This is a genomic window from Ostreiculturibacter nitratireducens, from assembly GCF_032670585.1.
Classification (GTDB): Bacteria; Pseudomonadota; Alphaproteobacteria; order Rhodobacterales; family Rhodobacteraceae; genus Ostreiculturibacter; species Ostreiculturibacter nitratireducens.
In genome coordinates, this window is sequence record NZ_JAVQHL010000002.1 from 556283 (window position 1) to 581590 (window position 25308).

The 25308-nt window shown below is 67.8% G+C and carries 24 protein-coding genes; 11 read left to right on the forward strand and 13 right to left on the reverse strand.

The annotated features are described in order from the left end of the window. The first annotated feature begins 39 nt into the window (after nt 1–39). Nucleotides 40–1971 (forward strand): lytic transglycosylase domain-containing protein, encoded by a 1932-nt coding sequence (locus ABCN56_RS09995; RefSeq protein WP_343080656.1) that lies wholly within the window; start codon nt 40–42, stop codon nt 1969–1971. 10 nt (nt 1972–1981) lie between these two features. Here ABCN56_RS09995 and ABCN56_RS10000 read toward each other — a convergent pair whose 3' ends face one another. After that, a complete protein-coding gene (locus ABCN56_RS10000; RefSeq protein ID WP_343080657.1) occupies nt 1982–2893 on the reverse strand; it encodes a DMT family transporter in 912 nt (303 codons plus the stop codon). Next, nucleotides 2890–3591, reverse strand: coding sequence for a tRNA (5-methylaminomethyl-2-thiouridine)(34)-methyltransferase MnmC2 (gene mnmC2 / locus ABCN56_RS10005; RefSeq protein ID WP_343080658.1), 702 nt, complete (start codon nt 3589–3591; stop codon nt 2890–2892). Before mnmC2 ends, ABCN56_RS10000 begins: the two co-directional genes overlap by 4 nt. Nucleotides 3592–3620: 29 nt before the next feature. Here mnmC2 and ABCN56_RS10010 point away from each other — a divergent pair, with 29 nt between their 5' ends. After that, nucleotides 3621–4664, forward strand: coding sequence for an NAD(P)/FAD-dependent oxidoreductase (locus ABCN56_RS10010; RefSeq protein WP_343080659.1), 1044 nt, complete (start codon nt 3621–3623; stop codon nt 4662–4664). Between the two features lie 19 nt (nt 4665–4683). Here the strand turns inward: ABCN56_RS10010 and ABCN56_RS10015 are convergent, their stop codons facing one another. The 3 genes from ABCN56_RS10015 to ABCN56_RS10025 form a co-directional block, all read right to left on the reverse strand. Continuing rightward, nucleotides 4684–6660 (reverse strand): oxidoreductase, encoded by a 1977-nt coding sequence (locus ABCN56_RS10015; RefSeq protein ID WP_343080660.1) that lies wholly within the window; start codon nt 6658–6660, stop codon nt 4684–4686. 78 nt (nt 6661–6738) lie between these two features. Next, complete coding sequence (locus tag ABCN56_RS10020; RefSeq protein WP_343080661.1) at nt 6739–8295, reverse strand: trimethylamine methyltransferase family protein; 1557 nt, start codon at nt 8293–8295, stop codon at nt 6739–6741. Nucleotides 8296–8463: 168 nt separating this feature from the next. After that, a complete protein-coding gene (locus ABCN56_RS10025) occupies nt 8464–9903 on the reverse strand; it encodes an aldehyde dehydrogenase family protein (RefSeq protein ID WP_343080662.1) in 1440 nt (479 codons plus the stop codon). A 198-nt stretch (nt 9904–10101) separates the two neighbouring features. On the opposite strand from ABCN56_RS10025, the gene ABCN56_RS10030 reads away from it, so the two are divergent. The 4 genes from ABCN56_RS10030 to ABCN56_RS10045 all read left to right on the forward strand — a co-directional run bounded on the left by ABCN56_RS10030 (nt 10102) and on the right by ABCN56_RS10045 (nt 12335). Next, nucleotides 10102–10755 (forward strand): peroxiredoxin, encoded by a 654-nt coding sequence (locus ABCN56_RS10030; RefSeq protein ID WP_343080663.1) that lies wholly within the window; start codon nt 10102–10104, stop codon nt 10753–10755. A 246-nt stretch (nt 10756–11001) separates the two neighbouring features. Continuing rightward, nucleotides 11002–11217, forward strand: coding sequence for a hypothetical protein (locus ABCN56_RS10035; RefSeq protein WP_343080664.1), 216 nt, complete (start codon nt 11002–11004; stop codon nt 11215–11217). A 109-nt stretch (nt 11218–11326) separates the two neighbouring features. After that, the gene (locus ABCN56_RS10040) at nt 11327–11920 is read left to right on the forward strand and encodes a hypothetical protein (protein WP_343080665.1); all 594 of its coding nucleotides are present in this window, start codon (nt 11327–11329) and stop codon (nt 11918–11920) included. 88 nt (nt 11921–12008) lie between these two features. Then, entirely contained in the window at nt 12009–12335 is a 327-nt protein-coding gene (locus ABCN56_RS10045) for a nuclear transport factor 2 family protein (protein WP_343080666.1), read from the forward strand. Between the two features lie 96 nt (nt 12336–12431). On the opposite strand, the gene pnp is transcribed toward ABCN56_RS10045, so the two are convergent. The 7 genes from pnp to rbfA form a co-directional block, all read right to left on the reverse strand. Then, nucleotides 12432–14579, reverse strand: coding sequence for a polyribonucleotide nucleotidyltransferase (pnp, locus tag ABCN56_RS10050; protein WP_343080667.1), 2148 nt, complete (start codon nt 14577–14579; stop codon nt 12432–12434). A gap of 193 nt (nt 14580–14772) precedes the next feature. Continuing rightward, nucleotides 14773–15042 carry a 30S ribosomal protein S15 gene (rpsO, locus tag ABCN56_RS10055; RefSeq protein ID WP_343080668.1) on the reverse strand — a complete coding sequence of 90 codons (270 nt, stop codon included), beginning with the start codon at nt 15040–15042 and terminating at the stop codon, nt 14773–14775. Nucleotides 15043–15223: 181 nt separating this feature from the next. Then, complete coding sequence (locus ABCN56_RS10060; RefSeq protein WP_343080669.1) at nt 15224–16219, reverse strand: calcium-binding protein; 996 nt, start codon at nt 16217–16219, stop codon at nt 15224–15226. A 77-nt stretch (nt 16220–16296) separates the two neighbouring features. Next, nucleotides 16297–16806: a DUF1643 domain-containing protein gene (locus tag ABCN56_RS10065; protein ID WP_343080670.1), complete on the reverse strand. Its 510-nt coding sequence runs from the start codon at nt 16804–16806 to the stop codon at nt 16297–16299. Nucleotides 16807–16854: 48 nt separating this feature from the next. Further along, nucleotides 16855–17757 (reverse strand): tRNA pseudouridine(55) synthase TruB, encoded by a 903-nt coding sequence (truB, locus tag ABCN56_RS10070; protein ID WP_343080671.1) that lies wholly within the window; start codon nt 17755–17757, stop codon nt 16855–16857. Between the two features lie 53 nt (nt 17758–17810). Continuing rightward, the gene (locus tag ABCN56_RS10075) at nt 17811–18554 is read right to left on the reverse strand and encodes a phosphodiester glycosidase family protein (RefSeq protein ID WP_343080672.1); all 744 of its coding nucleotides are present in this window, start codon (nt 18552–18554) and stop codon (nt 17811–17813) included. Continuing rightward, complete coding sequence (gene rbfA, locus ABCN56_RS10080; protein WP_343080673.1) at nt 18535–18957, reverse strand: 30S ribosome-binding factor RbfA; 423 nt, start codon at nt 18955–18957, stop codon at nt 18535–18537. The genes ABCN56_RS10075 and rbfA overlap by 20 nt, the downstream gene beginning before the upstream one ends. Before the next feature lie 97 nt (nt 18958–19054). Here rbfA and dapB point away from each other — a divergent pair, with 97 nt between their 5' ends. Together dapB and ABCN56_RS10090 are read left to right on the forward strand one after the other, a co-directional pair. Continuing rightward, nucleotides 19055–19867: a 4-hydroxy-tetrahydrodipicolinate reductase gene (dapB, locus tag ABCN56_RS10085; RefSeq protein ID WP_343080674.1), complete on the forward strand. Its 813-nt coding sequence runs from the start codon at nt 19055–19057 to the stop codon at nt 19865–19867. A 56-nt stretch (nt 19868–19923) separates the two neighbouring features. Beyond that, nucleotides 19924–20286, forward strand: a complete 363-nt coding sequence (locus ABCN56_RS10090) for a dihydrodipicolinate reductase (RefSeq protein ID WP_343080675.1) — start codon at nt 19924–19926, stop codon at nt 20284–20286. 5 nt (nt 20287–20291) lie between these two features. On the opposite strand, the gene ABCN56_RS10095 is transcribed toward ABCN56_RS10090, so the two are convergent. Beyond that, nucleotides 20292–20471 carry a DUF1674 domain-containing protein gene (locus tag ABCN56_RS10095; protein WP_343080676.1) on the reverse strand — a complete coding sequence of 60 codons (180 nt, stop codon included), beginning with the start codon at nt 20469–20471 and terminating at the stop codon, nt 20292–20294. Nucleotides 20472–20549: 78 nt separating this feature from the next. On the opposite strand from ABCN56_RS10095, the gene ABCN56_RS10100 reads away from it, so the two are divergent. The 3 genes from ABCN56_RS10100 to purH all read left to right on the forward strand — a co-directional run bounded on the left by ABCN56_RS10100 (nt 20550) and on the right by purH (nt 25304). Next, nucleotides 20550–21857 carry an RsmB/NOP family class I SAM-dependent RNA methyltransferase gene (locus ABCN56_RS10100; protein WP_343080677.1) on the forward strand — a complete coding sequence of 436 codons (1308 nt, stop codon included), beginning with the start codon at nt 20550–20552 and terminating at the stop codon, nt 21855–21857. Between the two features lie 64 nt (nt 21858–21921). Next, entirely contained in the window at nt 21922–23691 is a 1770-nt protein-coding gene (locus ABCN56_RS10105; protein ID WP_343080678.1) for a heparinase II/III family protein, read from the forward strand. A 23-nt stretch (nt 23692–23714) separates the two neighbouring features. Continuing rightward, nucleotides 23715–25304 (forward strand): bifunctional phosphoribosylaminoimidazolecarboxamide formyltransferase/IMP cyclohydrolase, encoded by a 1590-nt coding sequence (gene purH, locus ABCN56_RS10110; protein WP_343080679.1) that lies wholly within the window; start codon nt 23715–23717, stop codon nt 25302–25304. Nucleotides 25305–25308 lie beyond the last annotated feature (4 nt).

Consider the following 25308-nt stretch of genomic DNA (forward strand, 5'->3'; position numbering starts at 1 on the left):
GAGTCCCACGAAAATCGAAGAAGAAGAGCAGGAAAAGCGATGTTTCGGCGACTGGTGCTGGCCATTTCCGTGGCCTTCATGCCCTTCATGGCGCGGGCAGAGGATCCTGAGGCGCTGGCGCGCGCGATGAAAGCCGTCGCGTCGAAGGACTGGCCCGCCGCCGTGGCGCAGGGACGCGCCTCGGGTGCGATCGCGGCCGATATCGTCGAATGGCACCGGTTGCGGGCGGGTGAGGGCACTTTCGCCGAGTATGACGCCTTCCTGGCGCGGCGTCCCGACTGGCCGGGGCTTCCGCTCTTGAGGAAAAAGGGCGAGACCTCCCTGACCGGGCAGATTTCCTCGGACCGCGTGATCGCCTACTTCGCCCCCATGGCGCCCCAGACCGGCGAGGGCGCGCTGGCACTGGCTGCGGCCTACCGCGCGCAGGGCGAAACCGCGAAGGCGGAGGCGGCGCTGGTCAGGGCATGGCGCGAACTCAGCCTTACGCCGGAGGAAGAGGCGGCTTTCCTCGCCTCCTCGCCCGAGCTTCTCAAGGATCATCACGGCGGCAGGATCGCCGCGATGCTGGAAGCGGGCCTTCTTCTGGATGCCAAGCGCATGCTGCCGCTTGTCACGGAAGGCACGCGCGCGGTCGCGGCGGCGCGGATCGGGCTGCAGGAACAGGCCAACGGCGTCGACGCGCTGATCGCGGCGGTGCCGGAACGGATGATGGGGTCGGCGGGGCTCGCCTATGACCGTTTCCGCTGGCGTATCCGGAAGGACCGCTATGACGAGGCGTCCGATCTTCTGCTGGAGCGTTCCGAAAACCTGGAAAGCCTTGGCGATCCGATGACATGGGCCGACTGGCGCCGGGCGCTGGCCAGGCGCGAGATGCGGGTGGGCGACCCCCGCAAAGCCTACCGCATGGCCTCTCGCCACGGGCTGACGCAGGGGTTCGACTATGCCGACCTTGAGTGGCTCTCCGGCTTCATAGCGCTGAGGAAGCTCTCGGATGCGGAAACGGCTCTCACCCATTTCCGCCGTTTCAAGGCGGCGGTGTCGGGCCCCATCAGCCTCTCGCGCGCCGGCTACTGGGAGGGCCGGGCGCTCGAGGCGCTGAAGCGGCCGGAGGAGGCGCGCGCCGCCTATGCGGAGGCGGCGAGGTACCAGACCGCCTTCTATGGGCTTCTCGCCGCGGAAAGAGCGGGCATCCCGCTCGATCCCGCGCTCGCGGGCAACGAGAGCTACCCGGACTGGCGCACGGCCTCGTTCACCGGGTCGTCGGTTTTCCAGGCTGCGGTGCTCTTGAAGGCGGCGGGCGAGATCGATCTGTCGGAACGATTCTTCCTGCACCTATCGGAAAGCCTGTCGGGCCAGGAGATCGGCGCGCTCGCCGGGCTCGCTCTCGAATGGCACGAGGCGAACATGGCGCTTCTGCTGGCCAAGGCCGCGGCCGAGAAGGGCGCAATCTGGCCGCGCGCCTATTTCCCCGTGAACGGGCTTGAAAAGCTCGACCTGCCGGTCACGCGCGAGCTTGCGCTGTCCATCGCGCGGCGCGAGAGCGAGTTCGACCACAAGGTCGTGTCGGGGGCCGGGGCGAAGGGCCTGATGCAGCTCATGCCCGGGACGGCGAAGATGATGGCGCCGAAGATCGGCGAGGGCTTCTCGGAAGCGCGGCTGACGACCGATCCGGGCTACAACGTGCGGCTCGGCTCGGCCTATCTCGCGGAACTGGTCGCCGAATTCGGAACCTCGCCCTTGCTCGTGGCCTCAGGTTACAACGCCGGGCCGGGGCGCCCCCGGCGCTGGATCGAGGAGCTTGGCGATCCGCGCGATCCGAACGTCGACGCCGTGGACTGGATCGAGCAGATCCCCTTCCGCGAAACCCAGACCTACGTGATGCGGGTGGCCGAAAGCCTGCCGATCTACCGGGCGCGGCTGACGGGGAAGGTGGGGCCGGTGCGGCTCAGCGAAGAACTCAAGGGCCGCTGACGGCACCGGGTCAGGCTGCGGGCTTTTTGTCGGAGAGCGGGGTGTCGGCGGTTTCCGCGGCCTTGACCCTCGCGCGCCACAGCGTGAAGAGCCCCGCCGCCACGACGACCGCTGCACCGACGGCCACGTTGGCCTCCAGCTTCTCGCCGAAGACCACCATCGCGATCCCCGCAGCGAAGACCAGTTGGAGATAGGCGAAGGGCTGGATCGCGCTCGCCTCTGCGACCTCCAGGGCCTTGATCAGCAGGAAGTGGCCGGTCGCCGCCGTCATGCAGAGCACGCCCATCCAGCCCCAGTCCTTCGCCGTCATGGGTTCCCAAAACCAGACCCCGATCGCGGTCATGAGCACGGAGCCTGCGACGCCGGTCCAGAAGAAGCTCACCGCCGCCGGGTCCTTGCGCGCGACGTAGCGGGTCAGGAGCCCGTAGAGCGCGAACATGAAGGCCGATATGAGCGGGATCAGCGCGGCCGGGGAAAAGACGCGGTAGCCCGGCTCGAGGATGATGAGGACGCCGACGAAGCCCGCGCCAATCGCCGTCCAGCGTCGCCAGCCGACCTTCTCCCCGAGGATCGGACCCGAGAGCGCAGCGACGAGGAGGGGGTAGCAGGTGAAGACGGCATGGCTTTCGATGAGGCCAAGGATCACGAAGGCCTGCACCATCACCACGACCTCCGCGGCAAGGAGAAGTCCGCGGAAGATCTGGATCACCGGCTGCGTCGTCGCAGCCGCACGGGCGAGCCCGCCGGCCTTGCGCGAGGCCACGGTCATCACGAATGCCGCGAAGAACCAGTAGCGGATCATTACGACCATGTAGACGTTGTATTCCCCCGCGAGATGGCGAGAGATACCGTCCTGCATCGCGAAGACGAAACTCGTCGCGATCATCAGCATGATGCCGAGGCGGGTATTCTGGTTGTTCATGGTCGGGGTCCGAGCGTTCCTCGGGTCATGTGGCGCTTGCGCCCGTGGCCCGCTGCACGCTCTACCTGAAACCCGGCCGCCTGCAAGGCCCTCCGGACATGGCCCGCAGCCGTATAGGTGGCAAAGGTGCCTCCGGCTTCGGTGTGGCGCCCGACGTCGGCCATGAGCTCCTCGGACCAGAGTTCCGGGTTCTTTGCGGGCGAGAAACCGTCCAGGAACCAGGCATCCGCCTTGTCCTCCCAGCCGGGCAGGGACGCCCGCGCGTCGCCCACGATCACCCGGACGCTGAGGGGGCCGAGGTCGAATTCCCGCGCGCCGGTTTCCCAGGCCGCGAGGAACGGGTCCGCGGCGGCGCGGGTCTCGGGGAAGGCATCGAGTGCGCGCGCGATCTCGGCGGCGGACAGGGGAAAGGCCTCGAAGCTCGTGTAGAGGAGGCGGCCGGGGACGCCCGCGCGGGTCCACTCGATCAGGGTCGCGAGCATGTTGAGCCCGGTGCCGAACCCCAGCTCCGCGATGCGGAAGCCATCCCGGAAGCGGGCGGGCAGATCGTTGCCGGAAAGGAAGACGTGGCGCGTCTCGGCCAGCCCGTCAGACAGGCTGAAATAGGGGTCGTCGAAGCGGTTCGACACCGGCACGATCCCGTCGCGCCAGCTGAGCCCGCTCTGGTCGTCCTCACCGATCTGTCCTATCCCCGGCATGCGCGCGACCATGGCGAAGGGAGAAGGCGATGGCAACGGCTGATGTGACGGTGATGGGGGGCGGAATCTTCGGTCTCGCCTGCGCCTGGGCCTGCGCCCGGCGGGGCGCCAGCGTGCGGGTAGTCGAGCGGGACCGGATCGGGGCGGGGTCGTCGGGCGGGCTCGTGGGCGCGCTCGCGCCGCATGTGCCGGAGCAATGGAACCCGAAGAAGCAGTTCCAGCTGGAGAGCCTCCTGATGTCGGAAGCGTTCTGGGAGGATGTGCGGGAGGTGTCGGGCCAGGACCCCCTCTACGCGCGGTCAGGGCGGGTGCAGCCCCTCGCCGACTCCGACGCCGTCGCGCGGGCGCGGGTGCGGGAGGAAGAGGCCGCTGTCCTGTGGCAGGGCCGCGCGCTCTGGCGCGTGACCGGGGCGGCCGAGTTCGCCGGATGGGGGCCGGATACGCCAACCGGACTTGTCGTGCACGACACGCTGAGCGCGCGGCTTTGCCCCCGCGCGGGGCTCGCAACGCTCTCGGCGGCGATCCGTGCCAAGGCCGGAGAGATTATGACGGGCGAAGCGGAACCCTCGGGCGCGGTGATCTGGGCGACGGGAGCGGCGGGGCTTCAGGATCTCTCGGCTGCGTTTGGGCGGAACCTTGGAGGCGCGGAGAAGGGGCAGGCGGCGCTTCTTCGGCACGATGCGCGGGAGGCGCCGCAGATTTTTGCCGAGGGGCTGTTCATCGTGCCACACGGTGACGGGACGGTGGCGATAGGGTCGACTTCGGAACGAGAGTTCGCCGAAGCGGATACGACGGATGCCGCGCTGGAGGCGCTGATCGACCGGGCACGGACGGTCTGCCCCGCGCTTGCCGAGGCGCCCGTCGTCGAGCGCTGGGCGGGCCTGCGCCCCCGCGCAAAAAGCCGGGCGCCGATGCTCGGGGCATGGCCCGGGCGGCCGGGCCACTTCATCGCCAACGGCGGGTTCAAGATCGGTTTCGGGATCGCGCCGAAGGTCGCCGAGGTGATGGCGGACCTCGTTCTCGACGGGCGGGACGCGATCCCGGACGGTTTCCGGGTGGAGGACAGCCTCTGAGCTTCCCGACGGGCGGAAGTCAGAGCTTCAGGCCGATCTTCCGCCCCTCGTGGAAGGCATAGGGCGCCAGACGCGGTGCGGCGGCATCCCCGATGAGGTGGGTTTCGAGGCCCTGGAGTTCCTCCGACAAGGGATCGAAGGCGCGGTTCGTGGTGGAAATCACGAGCGCGGTGGCCGGGACCCGTTCCTCTTCGCCGGTCAGGAAGTTCCGCACGGTTGCCCCGTCGCCGTGCCATTCGGGGATCGCGCTTTCGGTCATCGCGCGCACGCCCATCCGGGCGAGGCGCCCGCGCAGGGGGATGTCGGCGGAGGTGCGCGACAATTCCTTGCCGATGTAGGGTTCCGGCGTGACAATCGTGACCTGCTTGCCCTGTTCTGCAAGGTGCCATGCCGTGCCGAGGCCGCGCCAGTTGCCGCCCTCGTCCAGCACGATGACGCTGTCGCCGATCTTCGCCTCGCGCCGCATGATCTCCTCGGGCGACCAGACGTTGCCACGCTCCATTCCCGGCAGGCGGGACAGGCCGGGAAGCCAGCGTTGGAACCCCTCGGGGTCCGGCAGCGATCCGGTGGCGATGACCACGGCGTCGGGCGCCGCTGCCCGGATCTCCTCGGCGTCGAGATAGGTGTTGAGCCGCAGGCGCACCTGAAGCTTCTCGAACTGGCGTTCATACCAGTTCATGAGGTCGATGATCTGCGCGCGCCGGGGTTGCAGCCCGGCCAGCCGGAACTGCCCGCCGATCTGGGGGGCCGCCTCCGCGATCTCCACCCGGTGGCCGCGTTCTGCGGCGACGCGGGCCGCTTCGAGCCCTGCGGGACCCGCGCCCACGACCAGGACGCTGCGCGGCTTTGCGGCCGGGGTGAACCGGTCGCCGCCCCATTCCCATTCCCGCCCGGCGGAGGGGTTGATGAGGCAGGAAATCCAGTAGTCCCGCGACCGCCGGCCCCAGCACATCTGGTTGCAGGAGATGCAGCCGCGCACGTCCTCGGCCCGTCCCTCGGCGGTCTTGCGCGCCAGATGCGGGTCGGCGATCTGCCCCCGGACGATGGAGACCAGGTCGGCCTGGCCCGAGGCAATCACGGCCTCGGCGTTTTCCGGCGTGCGGACATGCGCCTCCGAGGTGACGAGGGCGTGTTTCACGACGCCCTTCAGAACCTCCGTCACCGGCGCCGTGAGCTTTTCGGCGAAGAGGAAGGTCGGCATCAGCCGCTCGAAGTCCAGATAGCCGCCGTGCCCGCAGGTGACGTAGTCGATATGCCCCGTCGCATCGTGCAGCGCGACGATCTCCGAGAGAGAGTCGGTCTGGAGAAGGACGTCGTGCGAATCGCTGGTGGAGACCGCTAGGCCGATGACGAAATCCTCGCCGCAGGCGCGGCGGATACGCTCGATGATCGTGCGGGAAAAGCGCGTGCGGTTCTCCAGGCTGCCGCCCCATTCGTCGTCGCGGGTGTTCGACCAGGGCGTCCAGAACTGGTCGAGCAGCGAATGGTAGGCGGCCCAGACTTCCACGCCCTGGAAGCCCGCTTTCTGGGATCGGATTGCGGCGGCGACATGCGCCTCGATCATCTCCTCGATCTCGGCTTTCGTCATGCGGTGGGAGCCGTCGGAATCGTGGTAGGAGGGCGCGCCCGAGGGGCTCCAGTGCGGAGAGAAGCTGAGGTCGGAATCGCCGTGGGCGCCGATGTGGTAGAGCTGCTGTATGATGACGGCGCCGGCCTCCTTCACTGGCTCCACGATCTTGCGGAAGGCAGGGATCACCGAGTCGTCCGAATGGCGGAAGTTCCCGCGCGTCAGGACCCCCGTCCGGTGCACGGGCACGGGCTCGGCCACGATCATCGCCGCGCCGCCGAGCGCGCGTTCAAGCAGGTAGGCCCCGAAACGCTCGCCGGGCAGGCCCTCGACGCTCATGTTCGCGGTGTGCGCGCCGAAGACGATGCGGTTCCTGAGCGTGTGGCCGCGCAGGGCAACGGGGGACATGAGCCGGGGATGGCTGGTCATGTGATGGTCCTTCGATCGGTCTGTAGCTGAAATCGGATGCGGGGCGACGATGACCTGCGCCCCGCGTTGCGTGATATGTCAGTACCACATATCCGGGGCCTCGGCCTTCTTGCGGTCCATGTAGTCCCGAAGCGCCTCGTCGATCCCCTCGTCCAGTGGGGGCTTCTCGTAGTTCGCGAGCCGCTCCTTCCAGAGCTTGTTGGCGCGGGTGGCCGTATCGACGGAACCCGCCGCTTCCCATTTCTCGAAGGGTTCGTTGTCCGCCGTCTCGCTGTCCCAGAAGGCGGTTTCGTAGTTCGCCATCGTGTGCGAGCAGCCGAAGAAGTGGTTGCCGGGGCCCACTTCCGCGAAGGCGTCCACGGCAAGCTGGTTGTCGTCGATCTTGACCCCGTCGAGGTAGGTGTGGAGCGCGCCGCAGAGGTCGGCGTCGAGCATGAACTTCTCGTAGGACATCGACAGGAGCCCATCGAGGAAGCCCGCCGAGTGCAGGATGAAGTTCGCCCCGCAGTGGATCGCGGCGAGCATCGACATCGTGCCTTCGGTCATCGCCTGCGCGTCGGGAAGCTTCGAGGTCGTGAAGTTCCCCGAGCAGCGGAGCGGCAGGTTCAGGCGGCGGCAGAGCTGGCCGATCACCATGGAGCCGACCGCGGGTTCCGGCGTGCCGAACGTGGGCGAACCCGAACGGAGCGACATGGACGACAGGAAGTTGCCGAAGATGACCGGGGCGCCCTTCCGTTCAAGCTGTGTCAGCGCGCAGCCGGCCATGGTTTCCGCCAGTGACTGGGCGATCGCGCCGGCGGACGTCACCGGACCCATCGCGCCGCCGAGGATGAAGGGCACGATTACGGAGGCCTGGTTGCCGCGGGCGTAGGTGCGCAAGGACTTCGTCATCGTGCCGTCCCAGACGAGGGGCGAGTTCACGTTGACGTTGCCCATGATGACGCAGTTCTGGTCCACGAAGTCCGCGCCGAAGAGGATGCGCGACATCTCGATCGAATCCTCGCTGCGCTCCTCGGCGGTGACCGAACCCAGGAAGGGCCGGTCGGAAAGCGTGATGTGCGAATAGACCATGTCGAGGTGGCGCTTGTTCACCGCGATGTCGGTCGGTTCGCAGATCGTGCCGCCCGAATGGTGGAACCAGGGCGAGGACTGCGCGAGCTTGATGAAGTTCTGGAAGTCCTCGATCGTGCCGAAGCGGCGCCCCTTGTCGAGGTCCATCACGAAGGGCGAGCCGTAGGACGGCGCGAAGACGACGTTCCTTCCGCCGATACGCACCGAGTTCGCGGGGTTCCGTGCGTGCTGGGTGAATTCGGGCGGGGCCGTCTTCAGGATCTCGCGCAGCATCCCCGGTTCGAACTTCACGAGAACGCCGTCGACCTTCGCGCCCGCTCGCCGCCAGTGGTCCAGGGCGACCGGGTCGTCGCGGAACTCGATCCCCGTCTCGGCGAGGATGCGGTCGGCCGCGGCTTCGATCCGGACAAGGTTATCCTCGGAGAGGATGTCGTAGGTGGGGATGTTCCGGGTGATGTAGGGCCGATGAACGCCGCCGCCCTTGTGCGCCCGTTCCTTGCGCCTTGCCTCGCGCCCGCCGCGTGCAGCGCGCGAGGAAGCGCCCCCAGATTCCGTCGAGTCCATTCGTGTCCTCCCAAGCACAATGTGTGTCATGCTAGGAGGAAAGCCACCCGGGCGGGTGGCTTCATGGCGACGCGGAGACGTCGGGAATCGTCGCTTTCGGTGGGGGAGCGTCCGCAGGACGGGCGCGGGCGGGGTTCGATGCCCCGCCCGCGCCGGCCTCGTTCGGGATTATTCGGCCGCCCAGCCGGAAATCGCCTTGACGTCGAGGAATTCCTCGATCCCCCAATGGCCGCCCTCGCGGGCGCGGCCCGAGGCCTTGACGCCGCCGAAGGGGCTGCCCGCCGCGCGCGACTGGCCGTTCATCTCCACCATCCCGGACCGAAGCCGGCGCGCGAGCCGGTTCCGCCGTTCGCCGTCCTGCGACTGGACGTAGTTCGTCAGCCCGTAGATCGTGTCGTTCGCGATCGCCACGGCCTCTTCCTCCGTGTCGAAGGGAATGATCGAGAGGACGGGGCCGAAGACCTCCTCGCGCGCGATGGTCATCTCGTTCGTGACGTCTGCGAAGACCGTCGGACGGACGAAGTAGCCCCGGTTCAGCCCCTCTGGCCGGCCGAGACCGCCCGCGACAAGCCGCGCGCCTTCCGCGATGCCCTTTTCGATCAGACCCTGGATCTTGTTGTATTGCGCCTCCGACACGACTGGGCCGATGTGGTTGCCGGGTTCGTGCGCCGAGGCGACCTTGCGGTTCTCGGCGACTTCCCGCGCGATCTCGACCGCCTGGTCGTAGATCGGGCGCTCGACGAGCATCCGCGTCGGCGCGTTGCAGGACTGGCCGGAGTTGTTGAAGCAGTGCATCACTCCGCGCTTCACCGCCTTTTCGTCGGCATCGGCGAAGACGAGGTTCGCGCCCTTGCCGCCCAGTTCCAGGCAGACGCGCTTGAACGTGTCGGCGGCGTTCTTCGTGATCGCCGCGCCCGCACGCGTCGACCCCGTGAACGAGATCATGTCGACGTCCTTGTGGCCCGAAAGCTGGGAGCCCACGCCCGGCCCGTCGCCGTTCACGAGGTTGAACACTCCGGGCGGCACGCCCGCGTCATGGACGAACTCCGCGAAGAGGAGCGAGGACAGCGGCGCGAGTTCCGAGGGCTTCAGCACCATCGTGCAGCCCGCCAGAAGCGCCGGGATCACCTTCAGCGTCACCTGGTTCATCGGCCAGTTCCAGGGCGTGATGAGCCCCACGACGCCGACGGGCTCCAGCGCGATCCGGTCGTTCGGAGCGTGCTGGCCGAGGGGGCGGAGGAACTCGAAGCTGTCGAAGGCCGTGAGGAAGTTCTTCAGGTGCCATGGCAGGCAGGGCGCCTGGCTGTTCCGCGCGAAATCGATCGGCGCGCCCATCTCGAGGCTGATCGCGCGCGCGAGTTCTTCCTGGCGCGCCTCGTAGTTCGCGAGGATCTTCTCGACATACTCGCGCCGCTTCGCGGGGGCGGTGAAGGCCCAGCTTGGGAAGGCTTCCTTGGCCGCGGCGACCGCCGCGTTGGTATCGGCCTCCGAGCCGAGCGAGATTACCGCGCAGGGTTCTTCGGTCGAGGGGTCGATTACCGGCAAATCGTTCGGCGTCGCGGGCGAGACCCATCTGCCGCCGATGTAGAATTCGCGTTTTTCGATCATGGGCTACTCCATTCTTCGGCGCGAAATCTGTCAGCGGCGCGCGCCTTCCGCAAGGTGGCTTCGTGCTTCATTCCGGATGCCTTGGGGTCAGGCCGTCGGGCGGCGAGACAGGATGTCGCGGCACTTCGGGGATGAAAGCACCGGCCGCGCTGGCTATTTGAACCGTCGACCCACGAGATCAAGTGAAAGGACGAACGCATGGGCCTGCGCATCAATGACATCGCCCCCGATTTCACCGCCGATTCGACGGAAGGCAGGATCCACCTCCACGAATGGATCGGCGACAGCTATGTCGTCCTGTTCTCGCACCCGAAGGATTTCACGCCGGTCTGCACCACCGAGTTCGGCGCCGTCGCGCAGCTCGCCAAGGAGTTCGAGAAGCGCAACACGAAGGTGATGGGCATCTCGGTGGACAGCGTCGAGGAGCATCTCAAGTGGAAGAAGGACATCGAGGCCGTGGCCGGCGCGCCCGCGAACTTCCCGATCATCGACGACACCTCGCTCAACGTCTCCAAGCTCTATGACATGCTGCCGGCAGAGGCCTATCTGCCCGACGGGCGCACCCCGGCGGATTCCGCGACGGTGCGGACCGTCTACATCATCGGGCCGGACAAGAAGATCCGCCTGACGATGACCTACCCGATGTCGGTCGGCCGGAACTTTGCCGAGATCCTGCGGGCGCTCGATGCGGTCCAGGCCACCGACGGCGTGCCCTTCGCGACGCCTGCGAACTGGGTGCCGGGTCAGGACGTCATCGTGGCGCTCTCGATGTCCACCGACGACGCGAAGGCGAAGTTCGGGGACGTGGAGGTGAAGCTTCCCTACCTGCGCTTCGTCAAGCACGTGGCGTGAGATACGGGTCGTCATGAGTTGGGAGGCGGAAGTCCTTGGGACTTCACTGAGCCTCCGGCGTCACGAGTATCCCGCAAGGAGAGGCCCTGGCATCAAAGCCGGGGCCTCTTTTCATGGTCGGGCGACTGCGGGATTGCAGGGAGTGATGCTGGAACAATCGAAACCCGCAAGGCCGTCCCGCGAAGTCGGACTGAAACCGGGCGAGGCGAAATCCCGGACGACATGATCCAAGCATGGAGATCCGAGATGATCGCAGAAACCCGCCTCCCTGCCGCAACCGGCCGGGGCTTCGTCCAGGATATCGTCAAGGCGTTCAGCGCCGCCCGGGCGCGCCGCCGGGAGTACCGGCGGATCCACGACGAGTTGTCGCAGTATTCCGCCAGCGAACTCGTTGAGCTCGGATTGGACCCCTCCGACATCCGCCTTCTCGCCGAGCAGGCCGCAGATCGTCTCGAGGTCTGATCCCGCCATGAACGTCCGGTGCTTTTTGGGCGTCCTTGTGTTACAAGACTCGCCTGGGCCATCGGTGCCCAATACGCGCTGATTGGCCCGCTCAATGGGGGAACCAATCATGAAGCGCGCTTTAGTTACTACATCTGCAATTGTCATCAGCCTTGCCGGCACATCCCTGGCGTTCGCCGACGACTACGATCTGGACGCTCTCCGCGCGGCGGCGGAGAAATACAAGGATGTGAATGTCGCTCTTGCCGAGGGCTACATTCCCGACCCCTCCGGCCACTGCGTTTCGGCGGCCGAAGAGGGGCTGCCACCCGAGCTTGGCGGGATGGGCATCCACTATCTTAACCCGGCGGCTCTGAAGATCACGGCAGGCGAGCCGCGCGTGGATGGCATGAGCACGCACACCGATTTCATGGCGCCGGCGATCTTGCTCTATGAACCGCAGGAGGACGGCTCCCTGGAACTGGTCGGGATCGAGAACCTTGTTTTCGAGGCAGCCTGGCGCGCAGCGGGGCACGAGGGTCCGCCCATGCTCAACGGGCGAAATTGGGACCACATGGCCGACGACCCGAATACCGATGGCGACGAGGCGCACGGGTTCATGCCGCACTTCGATCAGCACGTCTGGCTGTTCAGGGACAATCCGGCGGGGGTCCTCGAACCGTTCAATCCGAACGTCACCTGCGAGCACCATAATCATTCATGATACGCCGCGCTCCTGTCGATCCGGGGCTCGCGAATGCGTTTCCGTGCGCGAGCCCCACCTCAGGGTGAAACAAAAGGGGAGGACACTAATGTCAGTCTTTGCAAAACTGGAGGCCGCGACTGCCAATCGTGATGCCGAAGCATACATCGACCTGATGGCCGACAACTGCGAGTTCGTGCGTCATCAGACCGGGACGACGATGAAGAAACCTCAGATAGCCGAGTTGATGCGCAAGATGATGGCTGCGGGCGGCGCGAAGATGGGGCAGAGGCGTTGCATTTACGAAAACGGCGATATCATGGTCGTCCACTCGATCAACGAATATCCCGATGGCACCAAGGAAGCCGTGTTGGGTGCATATACCCTCAAGGACGGCAAGATCGTCCGGCTGGAGACGGGTGCCACGCCGCTTTAGGGCGGGATCGGGCCAGCCCGCGAAACCCGCTCGGAACCGCCAAGAGAAAAGGCCCCGGCATCGCTGCCGGGGCCTTCGTTTTGCACCGTTGCGGAATTATTCCGCGTCGGCCTCTTCCTTCTTCTTCTCGGCGATCTCCTGGCCGGTTTCCTGATCGACCATCTTCATGCCGAGCCGGACCTTGCCGCGATCGTCGAAGCCGAGAAGCTTCACCCAGACCTCCTGGCCCTCCTGGAGGGCGTCGGACGGGTGGTTCAGGCGCTTCGGCGAGATCTGCGAAACGTGCACGAGGCCGTCGCGCTTGCCGAAGAAGTTCACGAAGGCGCCGAAGTCGACGAGCTTCACGACCTTGCCCTTATAGATCTTGCCTTCCTCGGGCTCGGCCACGATCGAGTAGATCATGTCGTAGGCCTTCTTGATCGACTCGGCGTTGGCCGAGGCGATCTTGATGACGCCGTCGTCGTTGATGTCGACCTTGGCGCCCGAGACCTCGACGATCTCGCGGATGACCTTGCCGCCCGAGCCGATCACTTCGCGGATCTTGTCGGTCGGGATCGTCATCGTCTCGATCCGCGGCGCGTGGGCCGAGAACTCGGCGCGGCCTTCGGAAAGGGCCTTCGCCATCTCGCCGAGGATGTGCATCCGGCCGTCCTTCGCCTGGGCGAGGGCCTGCTTCATGATCGCCGGGGTGATGCCCGCGACCTTGATGTCCATCTGGAGCGAGGTGATGCCCTGCTCGGTGCCGGCCACCTTGAAGTCCATGTCGCCGAGGTGATCCTCGTCGCCGAGGATGTCGGTGAGCACGGCCCATTTGCCTTCATCCTCGAGGATGAGGCCCATGGCGACGCCCGCGACCGGAGCCTTGAGCGGCACGCCCGCGTCCATCATCGACAGCGAACCACCGCAGACCGAAGCCATCGAGGAGGAACCGTTCGATTCGGTGATCTCCGACACGACGCGGATCGTGTAGGGGAACTCCGTCGGCGCCGGAAGAACCGCCTGAAGCGCGCGCCAGGCGAGCTTGCCGTGGCCGGTTTCGCGGCGGCCCGGAGGACCGAAGCGGCCAACCTCGCCGACCGAGTAGGGCGGGAAGTTGTAGTGCAGCAGGAAGTTCGAGCGGAAGTTCCCGTGCAGCGCGTCGATGATCTGCTCATCCTCGCCGGTGCCGAGCGTGGTCACGACCAGCGCCTGCGTCTCGCCGCGGGTGAAGAGCGACGAGCCATGGGTGCGCGGCAGCACGCCCACTTCCGAGACGATCGGGCGGACGGTCGTGGTGTCGCGGCCGTCGATGCGGGCGCCGCCACGGATGATGTCACCGCGCAGGATCGACGATTCGAGCTTCTTGAACGCGTTGCCGAGGTTCTCGTCGGCAAGCTCTGCCTCGGTCAGGCCGGCGCGGATGGTCTGGCGCGCGGCTTCGATCGCGCCATGGCGCAGCTGCTTGTCGCGGACCGAGAAGGCGGTGCGCATCTGCACTTCGCCGAGCGACTTCACCTTCGCATAAAGCTCGGAGTAGTCGGCCGGCTGGAAGTCGAAGGGCTCCTTGGCGGCGTCCTCGGCGAGCGAGATGATCAGGTCGATCACCGGCTGCATCGCCTCGTGGCCGAACTCTACGGCGCCGAGCATCTCGTCCTCGGAAAGCTCGTAAGCTTCCGATTCCACCATCATCACGGCGTCCTTGGTGCCCGCGACGACGAGGTCGAGGCGCTGCTCGGGATTGCTCCGGAGCTGGTCCATGTCCGCCACTTCCGGGTTCAGGATGTATTCGCCGTTGGCGAAGCCGACGCGCGCGGCGCCGATCGGGCCCATGAACGGAACGCCCGAGACGGTGAGCGCCGCCGAGGCCGCGATCATCGCCACGATGTCGGGGTCGTTGACCAGGTCATGCGAGAGAACGGTGCAGATCACCAGCACTTCGTGCTTGAAGCCCGGCACGAAAAGCGGCCGGATCGGGCGGTCGATGAGCCGCGAGGTCAGCACTTCCTTTTCGGTCGGGCGGCCTTCGCGCTTGAAGAAGCCGCCGGGGATCTTGCCGGCAGCGTAGTATTTTTCCTGGTAGTGGACGGTAAGCGGGAAGAAGTCCTGCCCCGGCTTGGCCTCCTTGGCGAAGGTCACGGCGGCCATGACGGAGGTTTCGCCGAGCGTGGCGATCACCGAACCGTCGGCCTGACGGGCGACCTTGCCGGTTTCCAGCGTGAGCGTTTCCTGGCCCCACTGGATCGATTTCTTCGTTACATTGAACATCTGGTTTCCTATCTCGCGCGGGGACCCTCCCCGCGCCCATAAGCCTTTCGGCGTTGCGTACGGGCCGTATGCCCGTGGCTCCTTTCCTTTCCCGGCTGCCCGCCCCATGGAGCCCGGTGGGGAGGCCGACATCGGGCCTGGATTGGCCCCGATATGAAAGACGAACGCGCCCCGTGGGGCGCGTCCGGTGTTCTTAGCGGCGCAGGCCGAGACGCTCGATGAGCGAGGCGTAGCGCGACTGGTCCCGGTCCTTCAGGTAGTCCAGGAGCTTGCGGCGCTGAGCGACGAGCTTCAGCAGGCCCCGGCGCGAGTGGTTGTCCTTCGCGTGGGTCTTGAAGTGTTCGGTCAGCGTGGCGATCCGCGAGGAAAGGATGGCGACCTGAACCTCGGGCGAACCGGTGTCGCCCTCCTTGGTCGCGAATTCCTTCATCAGGCGGGCTTTTTCTTCAACAGTGATCGACATCGGGGTCTCCTTTCAAAGAGGGTCATGGCACAGGCCGGGATGTCGTCCAGCAAGGCCCTTGGAGAAATCCGCCGAAATCGACGGATGCGCGCGTATAGGGGAAAACGGCCCGAAAGGAAAGCGCGAATTCGAAGGGCGGGCCGCCCGGGCCGCGGTTCGGAACCGTCCGGCGTCACGGCGGTCAGGACGCCGCGTCACCTTTGGCGACAAGCACGATATCCGACGCCACGAGACCTGCGGCGCCAGGGCCATGAACGACGGCGATGCGGATGCCGTCCGCGAGGATGTAGGCCGTGCCCGCATCGGCGACAGGGTGTTCGACCGTGACGGCGGGCGGGGTCGCGCTCGCGGGGTCGTAGAGAACGGCGATCCCGTCCTCGCTGCTGTCGAAATCCTCGATCGTGGCGAAGCCGTCTTCCATCGCGTCGCTGTCCAGAAGGAACTCGTCGGCCCCGTCACCGCCCGAGGCCCAGTCGCCTGCGCCGATGAAAAGCCTGTCGTCGCCCCGCCCGCCGTTCAGGAAATCCCGCCCGTCGCTGACGGCCTGGCCCGTCGCGGGTTCCCTGACGATGCCCGACAGCGTGTCGTTGCCGTCACCACCGTAAAGCGTGTCGGCCCCGAGACCGCCGTCGAGGGCATCGTCGCCGTAGCCGCCCTGGAGCATGTCGTCGCCGTCACCGCCCAGAAGCGTGTCGTTGCCTTCGCCCCCGATGAGCAGGTCAGAGCCCGCGCCACCGTCGAGAAGATCGTCGCCCTCCCAGCCTTCCAGCCGGTCGCCGCCCTCCCCGCCGAGAAGAGTGTCGTTCCCCGCCTGGCCGTGCAGCATGTCGTCGCCCCCACCGCCGTCCAGATGGTCGTCGCCCGCGCCGCCCCAGAGGTCGTCATTCCCCGCGCCGCCGATGATCCAGTCGTCGCCGCCGTATCCGCCGATCTGGTCGTCTCCGTCCCCGCCGAGGATGGCGTCCTGGTCGTCGCCGCCCGAGAGGATGTCGGTTCCGACGGTTCCCTGGATCACCTGTTGCGCCTCCTCGTCGCTGGTCTGAGGCTCCAGTTCATCCTCTTCGGAGCCAGAGAATTCGATCAGCGAGCCGATCATCAGCACGCCAAGCAGCCCGGCGAACAGAAGCATAGCGCCACCCCGCGTCTTGCCCGGATGCACCGGGACTTCACCCGGCATCCGGATTATCAGAATTTCGCAAGAATCGCAGAAGCTTAAGGGTTAAGTGGTTAACCGAACTTGCCTCGGGCGAAAGCTCAGGCGGTCCAGAGTTCAGGCTGCCGGTCGTAGCCGATGTAGAGCGGATGCTTGGGGTGGCCCGCCTGCGACAGGCCGAGGTGGTAGAGTTTGCGCCCCGTGCCGCGCAGGAGAGCCTCGACCGCCGGGCCGCGGTCGAGATGCGCGCCATGAGTGCCCCAGGCGCAGACGATGCGGTCGGCCCAGAACGCCCCGTCGCGGATCGCCGCGTCGTTCGCCGGGCCGACGGGATCGGGCTCGGCGCGCATCACCTTCGGGTCGGTGGCGCGGAAGGCGAAGATATTCGTCACCCGGAAGGCGCCGAAGCCGAGCGCGCGCGCCCGGCGCTCGCAGCGTTCGACGGTTGGGTCGTTCTGCACCTCGGTCGCGGTCGATGGATTCAGCATCACGAAGAGCGCCTTGGGCCCGGAAGGGTCCCAGGTGCGCGTCAGCGTATAGCGGTAGCGTTCGCAGGGCGAATAGACCGCCTCTGACGCCGCGTCGCCCTTCTGGTGGGTTCGGGTGATCATGACAGCCTTATCGTCCGCGCCCGCAGGCAATGGCAAGGCGCGCGGCGGCTATCGGTTGAACACGCGGGAGGGGTGGAGTTCGCCCGAGCGGTAGGAACCGACGGCGATCGCCTTGCCCTCGAACGAGGCCCACGCCTCGTCGCCGTATTCGACGTCATGGCCGATCACGAGACCCGGGTTGCCGTTCCGGAGCCGCGCCGCGCCCTCGGGGGTGGCCCTGACCTCGGGCAGGTCAGCGAGACCGGTTTCGAGCGGCAGGAGAAGCTCGTCGATCTCCGGCGTCTTGGCGAGTTCCTCGATCTGCTCGAGGCTGACGCCTTCGACGACTTCGAACGGGCCGGACCAGATCCGGCGGAGCGTGAGCACATGCGCCTCGCAGCCAAGCGCGCGACCCAGGTCACGGGCGATGGAGCGGACATAGCCGCCCTTGCCACAGACCATCTCCAGTTCGGCATGGTCGGCATCGGGCCGGGCGGTCAGCGCAAGGCTTTCGACCCATAGCGGGCGCGGGGCGAGGTCCAGTTCCTCGCCTTCCCGCGCGAGGTCGTAGGCGCGTTCGCCGGCGACCTTCACGGCCGAAAACTGTGGCGGAACCTGCATGATGTCGCCGGTGAAGGCGGGAAGCGCCGCGCGGATGTCATCGTCGGTCGGACGCAGGTCCGAGGTCGCGATGACCTCGCCCTCGGCGTCGTCGGTCGTGGTCGCCTGGCCGAGGCGGATGGTGAAGCTGTAGCACTTCAGCGCATCCGTGATGTAGGGAATGGTCTTCGTCGCCTCGCCGAGCGCCACGGCGAGGACGCCCGTCGCGGCGGGATCGAGCGTGCCGGCGTGGCCCGCCTTCTTCGCCCCGAAGGCCCAGCGGACCTTGTTCACCACCGAGGTGGAGGTGATGCCCGCAGGCTTATCGATGACGATCCACCCCGAGATGTCTCGGCCCTTGCCCTTAGCCATTGGCCCTTCCTTTCGACTGAGGCCCCGCCTGCTAGCGAAGCCGGGGCCGTGCGTCAACGCGATGCTGCGACCAGGCCCACTATCGGGCCCATCGGAAAGCCGGTGTCGTGGCGGTCGAGGCCGGGGGCGTACAGGCGGGAGATCTTGCCGTCGAAATACAGCGCGTTCGGTGCGTCGAACTCGTCGCGGAAGAGGCGGCCGAATTCGTGGAAGGTGACGGGGCGGTCGGCGATCGCGAAATAGGCCGTTTGCCCGTCGGGCGACACGCCGACGCCGTTTCGAATGTAGCGGGAATCGGAATCGGGCAGGAAGCGCGGGTGAAGCTCGCCACCGATCACCAGCATGGGGCCGGATTGGGTCGCGTGGCGGCACTGCGTTCCGCCGCTCGCGAAGGTGCGGCTCTCGATCACGGCAAAGCCCGTGCCGGAGATGCAGAAGACGCCGTTCGGGAGCATGCCGAAATTGCCGGGCCCGGCGGAGGTGACGAGGGGCGCGACCTCGCCGCCGTCCTCGACGTAAAGGCCGACGGGGCGGCGATCGGGGTGATACATGCCGGCGTTCATGGCGAAGACGAGCGCCTTTCCTTCACCCTCGACCGTTTCGCGAAGGCGATCGAAGCTGCCCATCGGGCGCCCGTCCGGCCCCGTCAGCCATAGTCGCAGGTCTTCGTCCGCACTGACCGTGCAGATCGTGTAGGGCGTTTCTTCGAAGGAGACATCCCGGCAGGGTTCGGCCGCGGCGGCCGGCGCCGCGAGCCAAAGGGCGAGGAATGCGGCCTCAATCGTCGCCGTCTTCATCTTCGTCGTGCCGCGCGATGTCGCGCTGGACGGTCTCGTCCGCGAACATGCGCCGCGTCGCATCCATGCGGTCGAAGGTCTCGTCGAGGACGAACCGCAACTCGGGCGCGTATTTCAGGGTGAGTTCCTTGGCGACGAGGTGGCGCAGCTCGCCCTTGTGGCGGCGAAGCGCGACGAGGGCCTCGTCCGCGCCCTGGCCGCCGAGCGGCATGACATAGGCGGTCGCCACCTTGAGGTCGGGCGACGTCGTCACCTCGCCCACGGTGATCGACATGCGGTTCAGTTCGGGATCGTGCACGTCGCCCCGCGACAGGATGTCCGAGAGCGTGCGGCGGATCAGCTCGCCGACGCGGAGCTGGCGCTGGGAGGGCCCGGAGCCCCTGGAGAAACGCGAAGATGACATGTGCGGGATGTAGGGCAAAGCCGGCGCGCCCGCAACGGGGCTTTGCCAAGCGGCCGATCGCGGGCTAAAGGGTGCCGAAACCCAGAGGGAGAGTGCCATGACCACCGAATTGCCGGGCATCGTCATCACCGGAGTCTCGGGCCGGATGGGCCGGATGCTGGTCGAGACCGTCGGGGCCTCGGACAAGGCGCGGCTCGTCGGCGCGGTGGAGCGGAAGGGGCACGACTGGGTCGGCAAGGACCTGGGCGAGGCGATGGGCGGCAGCCCGAAAGGGATCGTCGTCACGGACGATCCGCTGGAAGCCTTCGCCAAGGCGCAGGCGGTGATCGACTTCACGGCGCCCGCGGCGACGGTGGAATTCGCGGCGCTGGCCGCGCAGGCGCGGGCCGTGCACGTGATCGGAACGACGGGGCTCGAACCCGAGCACCTGGAAAGGATCGCGGCGGCCGCGCGGCACGCAGTCGTCGTCCGGGCCGGGAACATGAGCCTCGGGGTCAACCTCCTCGTCCAGATGACGCGGAAGGTGGCGGCGGCTCTGGACGCGGATTGGGACATCGAGATCGTGGAGGCACATCACCGGATGAAGGTCGACGCGCCTTCGGGCACGGCGCTGATGCTGGGCGAGGCCGCCGCCGAGGGCCGCGGTGTCCCGCTGGCCGAGGTGCGCGACGCGGCGCGCGAAGGCATCACCGGCGCGCGGGAGCGGGGGCATATCGGCTTTTCCGCGATTCGCGGCGGCGACATCGTGGGCGAACACGACGTGATCTTCGCCGGCGCGGGCGAACGCGTGATCCTGCGCCACGTGGCGACGGACCGCGCCATCTTCGCGCGGGGCGCGCTCAAGGCCGCGCTCTGGGGTCAGGACCAGAAGCCCGGCGAATACGACATGCTGGACGTCCTCGGGCTCTGAGTGATCCGGTCTCCCGGTCCCGGCGTATAACGCCAAGGACAACAGGGGGGCAGGCGATGCATCTTTCCCACGTCTCGGCCGCAGCCGTCGCGGCGAGCCTTCTGGCCGGACCCGGCTTGGCCGAGGAATTCCGCAAGGTCGAGGACAAGGACCACTTCGTCAGTCTCGTCTCCGGACGGGAGCTTACCCGTCTCGGCATCTCGCTGAACGTGACCCCCGCCGGGCGGATCGAGGGCCGCGCTTTCGGCCGGCAGGTGACGGGCGCCTGGCGCTGGGCCGACGGCTACTTCTGCCGCGACCTCTTCTTCGGAAGCGAGGACCTCGGCCCGAACTGCCAGGTGGTTGAGGTGAAGGGGGCCACGATCCGGTTCATCGCGGACCGGGGCGCGGGGGACCATGCCGATTTGAGGCTGCGCTGAGCGCCTCAGAAATCGATCGCGATACCCTTCTTCTCCCAATCGCCGAAGCGGACCGGCTCCGGCCCGTCGCGCCCGCCCAGTTCCGCCGGCAGGTCGAGGGGCTTCTGCTTCTTCCGTCGCTCCTCGGCCTCCGCTAGCGCGCGCTGCGCGGCGGGCGGCAGGTCTTTCCCCGGATCCTCGGACATGGGCAATCCCCTGTTTCCTTGTCTCGCACCAGCCCTTGATATAGGCCCGGAGCGCAGTCAGGCACAAGCGAGGCGGGAATGGCCGGAACGGGCATCACGGCGCGGGCGGCGGCATTGGAGCTGATCCTCGGGGTGATCGAGGAGCGGGCGTCGCTGGCCGACCAGGTCGCGGGCGGGGCGATCGATGCGCTGGACCCGGCAGACCGTGCGCGGGCGCAGCGGCTCGCGGTGACGGTCCTGCGGCAGGTGTCGAAGGCGGACGCGGTGCTGAAACCGCATCTGAGGAAACGGCCGCCTGCCCGGGTGCAGGCGATCCTGAGGCTCGCGGCGATCGAGATGCTGGGCGAAGGCGCGGCGGCGCATGGTGTCGTCAATGCCGCCGTGGCGATGACCCGGAAGGGCGGTCGGAAGGCGGAAAGCTTCGCGGGCCTCGTCAACGCGGTGCTGAGGCGGGTGGCGGAGGACGGCCCGGCGCGCTGGGCGTCGCTGCCCCCGCAGGAACTGCCCGGCTGGCTGCGCGGGCGGCTGATGTCCGCCTATGGCAAGGCAGCCGTTCAGGCGATGGAGGCCGTGCAGGCCGGTCAGGCCCCCCTGGACCTGACGCCGAGGGACGGTGACGCGGAGGCGCTCGCCGCGCGGGTCGGCGGCGAAGCGCTGCCCACGGGGAGCGTGCGGACCCTTTCGGCGGGACAGGTGAGCGCGTTGCCGGGATTCGCGGAAGGCGATTGGTGGGTGCAGGACGCGGCGGCGGCTCTGGCGGCAAGGGCTTTGGCCATCGGACCGGGAGCGCGCGTGCTCGATCTCTGCGCGGCGCCGGGGGGGAAGACCCTGCAGCTTGCGGCGGCCGGGGCGGAGGTCACGGCGGTCGACATCTCGGGCGCGCGGCTCGAGAGGTTGCGGCAGAACCTTGGGCGATGCAGGCTGACGGCCGAGGTGGTCGTGGCCGACGCGCTGGAGTACCAGCCGCCGGCGCCCTATGACGCGGTGCTTCTCGATGCGCCCTGCTCGGCGACGGGCACGATCCGGCGGCATCCCGACCTGCCCTTTGTCCGCGATCCTGCCGCGCTGAAAGAGCTTTTCGCGCTCCAGTCCCTTCTTCTGGACCGGGCGGTGGAGCTGACGCGGCCGGGCGGGCGGCTGGTGCTCTGCACCTGTTCGCTCCTGCCGGAGGAGGGCGAGCGGCTGGCCGAGGCGGCGCTGGAGCGGCACCCGGAACTGCGCGTGCTGCGGGACGCCGTCGCCCTGCCGGGGACGGAGCCCGGCTGGGTTGGTCCCGAGGGCGGTCTCAGGCTCCGGCCGGACTACTGGGCGGAGCGGGGCGGCATGGACGGCTTCTACATCATCGCCTTCGAAAGGTCGGCGGTAACGGGAGGCATTACCCGATGACAGTGCCAAGGGGGGCGGCTATGGTGCGCGCGTGCGGCAGGCCCGACCCGATCAGACCAAGAACATGACCAGAGGCAAGGCAGGGAATTCCGGAACCGGGGGTTGGGCGGCCAGCGGCCGCCGCGCGCTGAATCGTCTGGCCGCGATCATGGCGGCCAGGGCGAAGCCGGCCACCGGCCTCGTGAGCCGCCCGGAACCAAGGACGATCGGCAGCCACGCCCGCGGCCGGCAGCTCGTCGCCGGGAATTTCCTCTTCGCCGGCCACCTCGTCGACGCACCCAACCAGTCGATCTGGGACCTGGGCGTCACCGATGCCGCCTTCGCCGAGGAACGGCACGGCTTCGGCTGGCTCGACGACCTCGCCGCCGCGTCCGACCCGCGCGCTCGGGAACGGGCGCAGAAATGGACTTACGAGTGGATCCAGCGTTACGGCCGAGGCCGCGGCCCGGGCTGGACGCCCGATCTTACAGGGCGGCGGCTGATCCGCTGGATCAACCACGCGATCATGCTGCTGAACGGGCGCGACAAGGCGGAGACCGAAAGCTTCTACCGAAGCCTCGGCCAGCAGACGATCTTCCTGTCCCGCCGCTGGAAGGCCGCGCGGCCGGGCCTGCCGCGGTTCGAGGCGCTGACGGGGCTCGTCTATGCCGGGCTCACGCTGACCGGGATGGAACGTCACGTCGTCCCCGCCGCTACGGCTCTGGCCCGGGAATGCGCGAACGAGATCGACGGCGAGGGCGGCATCCCGACGCGCAATCCCGAGGAGCTTCTGGAAGTCTTCACGCTGCTCACATGGGCGGCGGCGGCACTGAACGATGCGGGCAAGTCGCCGCACAAGGCCCACACGGACGCGATCGAACGGATTGCGCCGACGCTCCGCGCGCTTCGCCATGCCGACGGGGGGCTCGCGCGGTTCCACGGCGGCGGCCGCGGGGTCGAGGGGCGGCTCGACCAGGCGCTTGCCAGCGCGGGGGTCCGGGCGGTCGCGACGCACAGGCTCGCCATGGGCTTCGCGCGGCTCGCTTCGGGCCGGACGACAGTGCTCGTGGATGCGGCGAGCCCGCCGAAGGGCGCGGCCTCGACCAACGCGCATGCCTCGACGCTCGCCTTCGAGCTCACGTCGGGCCGGCGGCCGGTGATCGTCAATTGCGGGTCGGGCGAGATGTTCGGGACCGAATGGCACCGCGCGGGCCGCGCCACGCCGTCGCATTCGACGCTCGGAATCGTCGGGGTCTCCTCCTCGCGCTTCGGCACGGAAGGCGGGGCGCGGGGCTTGGAGACCTCGGCGGCCTATCTCATCGAGGTTCCCGGCAACGTCCGCGTCCAGCAGGCCGCGACGCAGGAGGGCGCCCTCCTGATAGCGAGCCATGACGGCTATGCGGCGACCCACGGGATGACCCATGTGCGCCAGCTGGAACTGAGCTTCGACGGGCGGATGCTGCGCGGCGAGGATACGCTTGGCGCGATGTCGGCGACCGACCGCAAGCGGTTCGAGGCGGTCATGAACCGGACCGGGTTGGAAGGGATCGAATTCGACATCCGCTTCCACCTGCATCCCGACGTGGACGCCGCGATCGACCTCGGGGGCACGGCGGTGTCGCTGGCGCTCAAGAGCGGCGAGATCTGGGTTTTCCGGCACGATGGCACGGCGCGGCTGGAGCTTGAAGCTTCGGTCTACCTCGAAAAGGGCCGGCTGAAGCCTCGCGCGACGCGACAGATCGTCCTTTCCGCCGCCGTTTTCGACTATGCCTGCCAGATCGGCTGGACCTTGGCGAAGGCACAGGATACCCCCCGCGCCATCCGCGACCTCGAACGCGACGACTCTGCCGAGTGACCCTGACGAAGGAGCCCCCTGCCGTGACCAAACTCGTTCCAATCTCCCGCGCGCTGATTTCCGTGTCCGACAAGACGGGCCTCCTGGACTTCGCCCGGGGCCTAGCCGAACGGGGGGTGGAGCTGATCTCCACGGGCGGCACGGCGGCGATGCTGCGGAATGCGGGGCTCGAGGTGCGCGACGTGGCCGAAGTCACGGGCTTTCCCGAAATGATGGACGGGCGCGTGAAGACGCTGCACCCGATGGTGCACGGCGGGCTCCTTGCGCTGCGCAACGATGACGAGCACCTTGCCGCGATGGCCGCGCACGGGATCGAGCCGATCGACCTTCTGGTCGTGAACCTCTACCCCTTCGAGGCAACCGTCGCGAAGGGCGCGGACTACGACGACTGCATCGAGAACATCGACATCGGCGGCCCGGCCATGATCCGCGCCGCGGCGAAGAACCATGCCTTCGTGGCGGTCGTCGTGGACCCCGAGGACTACTCGAAGCTTCTTGGCGACATGGACCAGCATGGGGGTGCGACCTGCCCGAAGTTCCGCAAGAAGCTCGCCCAGCGCGCCTATGCGCGGACGGCGGCCTATGACGCGGCCGTTTCGAACTGGCTCGCCGGAGCGATCGGGGACGCAACACCGCGGCGCCGCGCCTTCGCGGGCACGCTCGCTCAGACCCTGCGCTACGGCGAGAACCCACACCAGTCGGCGGCCTTCTACACCGACGGCTCGGCCAGGCCGGGTGTCGCCACGGCGAAGCAGTGGCAGGGCAAGGAACTGTCCTACAACAACATCAACGACACCGACGCGGCCTTCGAACTGGTGGCGGAGTTCGACCCGGCGGAATCGGCGGCCTGCGCGATCATCAAGCACGCAAATCCCTGCGGCGTCGCCCGTGGCGAGACGCTGCTCGAGGCCTACAAGCACGCTTACGACTGCGACCGGACCTCGGCCTTCGGAGGGATCGTCGCGCTGAACCGGACGCTGGATGCCGCGACGGCGGAAGAGATCTGCCAGATCTTCACCGAGGTCGTCATCGCGCCCGACGCGGACGAGGGCGCGCGGGCCGTCTTCGCCGCCAAGAAGAACCTGCGGCTTCTGACGACGGGCGCCTTGCCCGACCCGCGGGCGGCGGGGCTGATGTTCCGGCAGGTGGCGGGCGGCTTTCTCGTTCAGGACCGCGACAACGGACGGATCGCGGCGGACGGCCTGCGGGTGATGACGAAACGCGCGCCCTCGGCCGAGGAGATGGCGGACCTCCTGTTCGCCTGGCGCGTGGCAAAGCACGTGAAGTCGAACGCCATCGTCTATGCCAGGGGCGGCGCAACGGTGGGGATCGGCGCGGGCCAGATGAGCCGGGTCGATTCGACGCGCATCGCCGCGCGCAAGGCCGAGGACATGGCCGCGGCGCTCGGACTTTCCGAGACACCGACCAAGGGCTCGGTCGTGGCTTCGGACGCGTTCTTCCCCTTCCCGGACGGGCTCCTCACGGCGGCCGAGGCCGGGGCGACGGCGGTGATCCAGCCGGGCGGCTCGATGCGTGACGAGGAGGTCATCGCGGCCGCAGACGAGGCAGGGCTCGCGATGGTCTTCACCGGCATGCGGCATTTCCGGCACTAGGTCA

Bases quoted from the DNA above. Each gene is read 5' to 3' on its own strand.
- ABCN56_RS09995 (WP_343080656.1), top strand. From the start codon at position 40: ATGTTTCGGCGACTGGTGCTGGCCATTTCCGTGGCCTTCATGCCCTTC.
- ABCN56_RS10000 (WP_343080657.1), bottom strand. From the start codon at position 2,893: ATGAACAACCAGAATACCCGCCTCGGCATCATGCTGATGATCGCGACG.
- mnmC2 (WP_343080658.1), bottom strand. From the start codon at position 3,591: ATGCCGGGGATAGGACAGATCGGTGAGGACGACCAGAGCGGGCTCAGC.
- ABCN56_RS10010 (WP_343080659.1), top strand. From the start codon at position 3,621: ATGGCAACGGCTGATGTGACGGTGATGGGGGGCGGAATCTTCGGTCTC.
- ABCN56_RS10015 (WP_343080660.1), bottom strand. From the start codon at position 6,660: ATGACCAGCCATCCCCGGCTCATGTCCCCCGTTGCCCTGCGCGGCCAC.
- ABCN56_RS10020 (WP_343080661.1), bottom strand. From the start codon at position 8,295: ATGGACTCGACGGAATCTGGGGGCGCTTCCTCGCGCGCTGCACGCGGC.
- ABCN56_RS10025 (WP_343080662.1), bottom strand. From the start codon at position 9,903: ATGATCGAAAAACGCGAATTCTACATCGGCGGCAGATGGGTCTCGCCC.
- ABCN56_RS10030 (WP_343080663.1), top strand. From the start codon at position 10,102: ATGGGCCTGCGCATCAATGACATCGCCCCCGATTTCACCGCCGATTCG.
- ABCN56_RS10035 (WP_343080664.1), top strand. From the start codon at position 11,002: ATGATCGCAGAAACCCGCCTCCCTGCCGCAACCGGCCGGGGCTTCGTC.
- ABCN56_RS10040 (WP_343080665.1), top strand. From the start codon at position 11,327: ATGAAGCGCGCTTTAGTTACTACATCTGCAATTGTCATCAGCCTTGCC.
- ABCN56_RS10045 (WP_343080666.1), top strand. From the start codon at position 12,009: ATGTCAGTCTTTGCAAAACTGGAGGCCGCGACTGCCAATCGTGATGCC.
- pnp (WP_343080667.1), bottom strand. From the start codon at position 14,579: ATGTTCAATGTAACGAAGAAATCGATCCAGTGGGGCCAGGAAACGCTC.
- rpsO (WP_343080668.1), bottom strand. From the start codon at position 15,042: ATGTCGATCACTGTTGAAGAAAAAGCCCGCCTGATGAAGGAATTCGCG.
- ABCN56_RS10060 (WP_343080669.1), bottom strand. From the start codon at position 16,219: ATGCCGGGTGAAGTCCCGGTGCATCCGGGCAAGACGCGGGGTGGCGCT.
- ABCN56_RS10065 (WP_343080670.1), bottom strand. From the start codon at position 16,806: ATGATCACCCGAACCCACCAGAAGGGCGACGCGGCGTCAGAGGCGGTC.
- truB (WP_343080671.1), bottom strand. From the start codon at position 17,757: ATGGCTAAGGGCAAGGGCCGAGACATCTCGGGGTGGATCGTCATCGAT.
- ABCN56_RS10075 (WP_343080672.1), bottom strand. From the start codon at position 18,554: ATGAAGACGGCGACGATTGAGGCCGCATTCCTCGCCCTTTGGCTCGCG.
- rbfA (WP_343080673.1), bottom strand. From the start codon at position 18,957: ATGTCATCTTCGCGTTTCTCCAGGGGCTCCGGGCCCTCCCAGCGCCAG.
- dapB (WP_343080674.1), top strand. From the start codon at position 19,055: ATGACCACCGAATTGCCGGGCATCGTCATCACCGGAGTCTCGGGCCGG.
- ABCN56_RS10090 (WP_343080675.1), top strand. From the start codon at position 19,924: ATGCATCTTTCCCACGTCTCGGCCGCAGCCGTCGCGGCGAGCCTTCTG.
- ABCN56_RS10095 (WP_343080676.1), bottom strand. From the start codon at position 20,471: ATGTCCGAGGATCCGGGGAAAGACCTGCCGCCCGCCGCGCAGCGCGCG.
- ABCN56_RS10100 (WP_343080677.1), top strand. From the start codon at position 20,550: ATGGCCGGAACGGGCATCACGGCGCGGGCGGCGGCATTGGAGCTGATC.
- ABCN56_RS10105 (WP_343080678.1), top strand. From the start codon at position 21,922: ATGACCAGAGGCAAGGCAGGGAATTCCGGAACCGGGGGTTGGGCGGCC.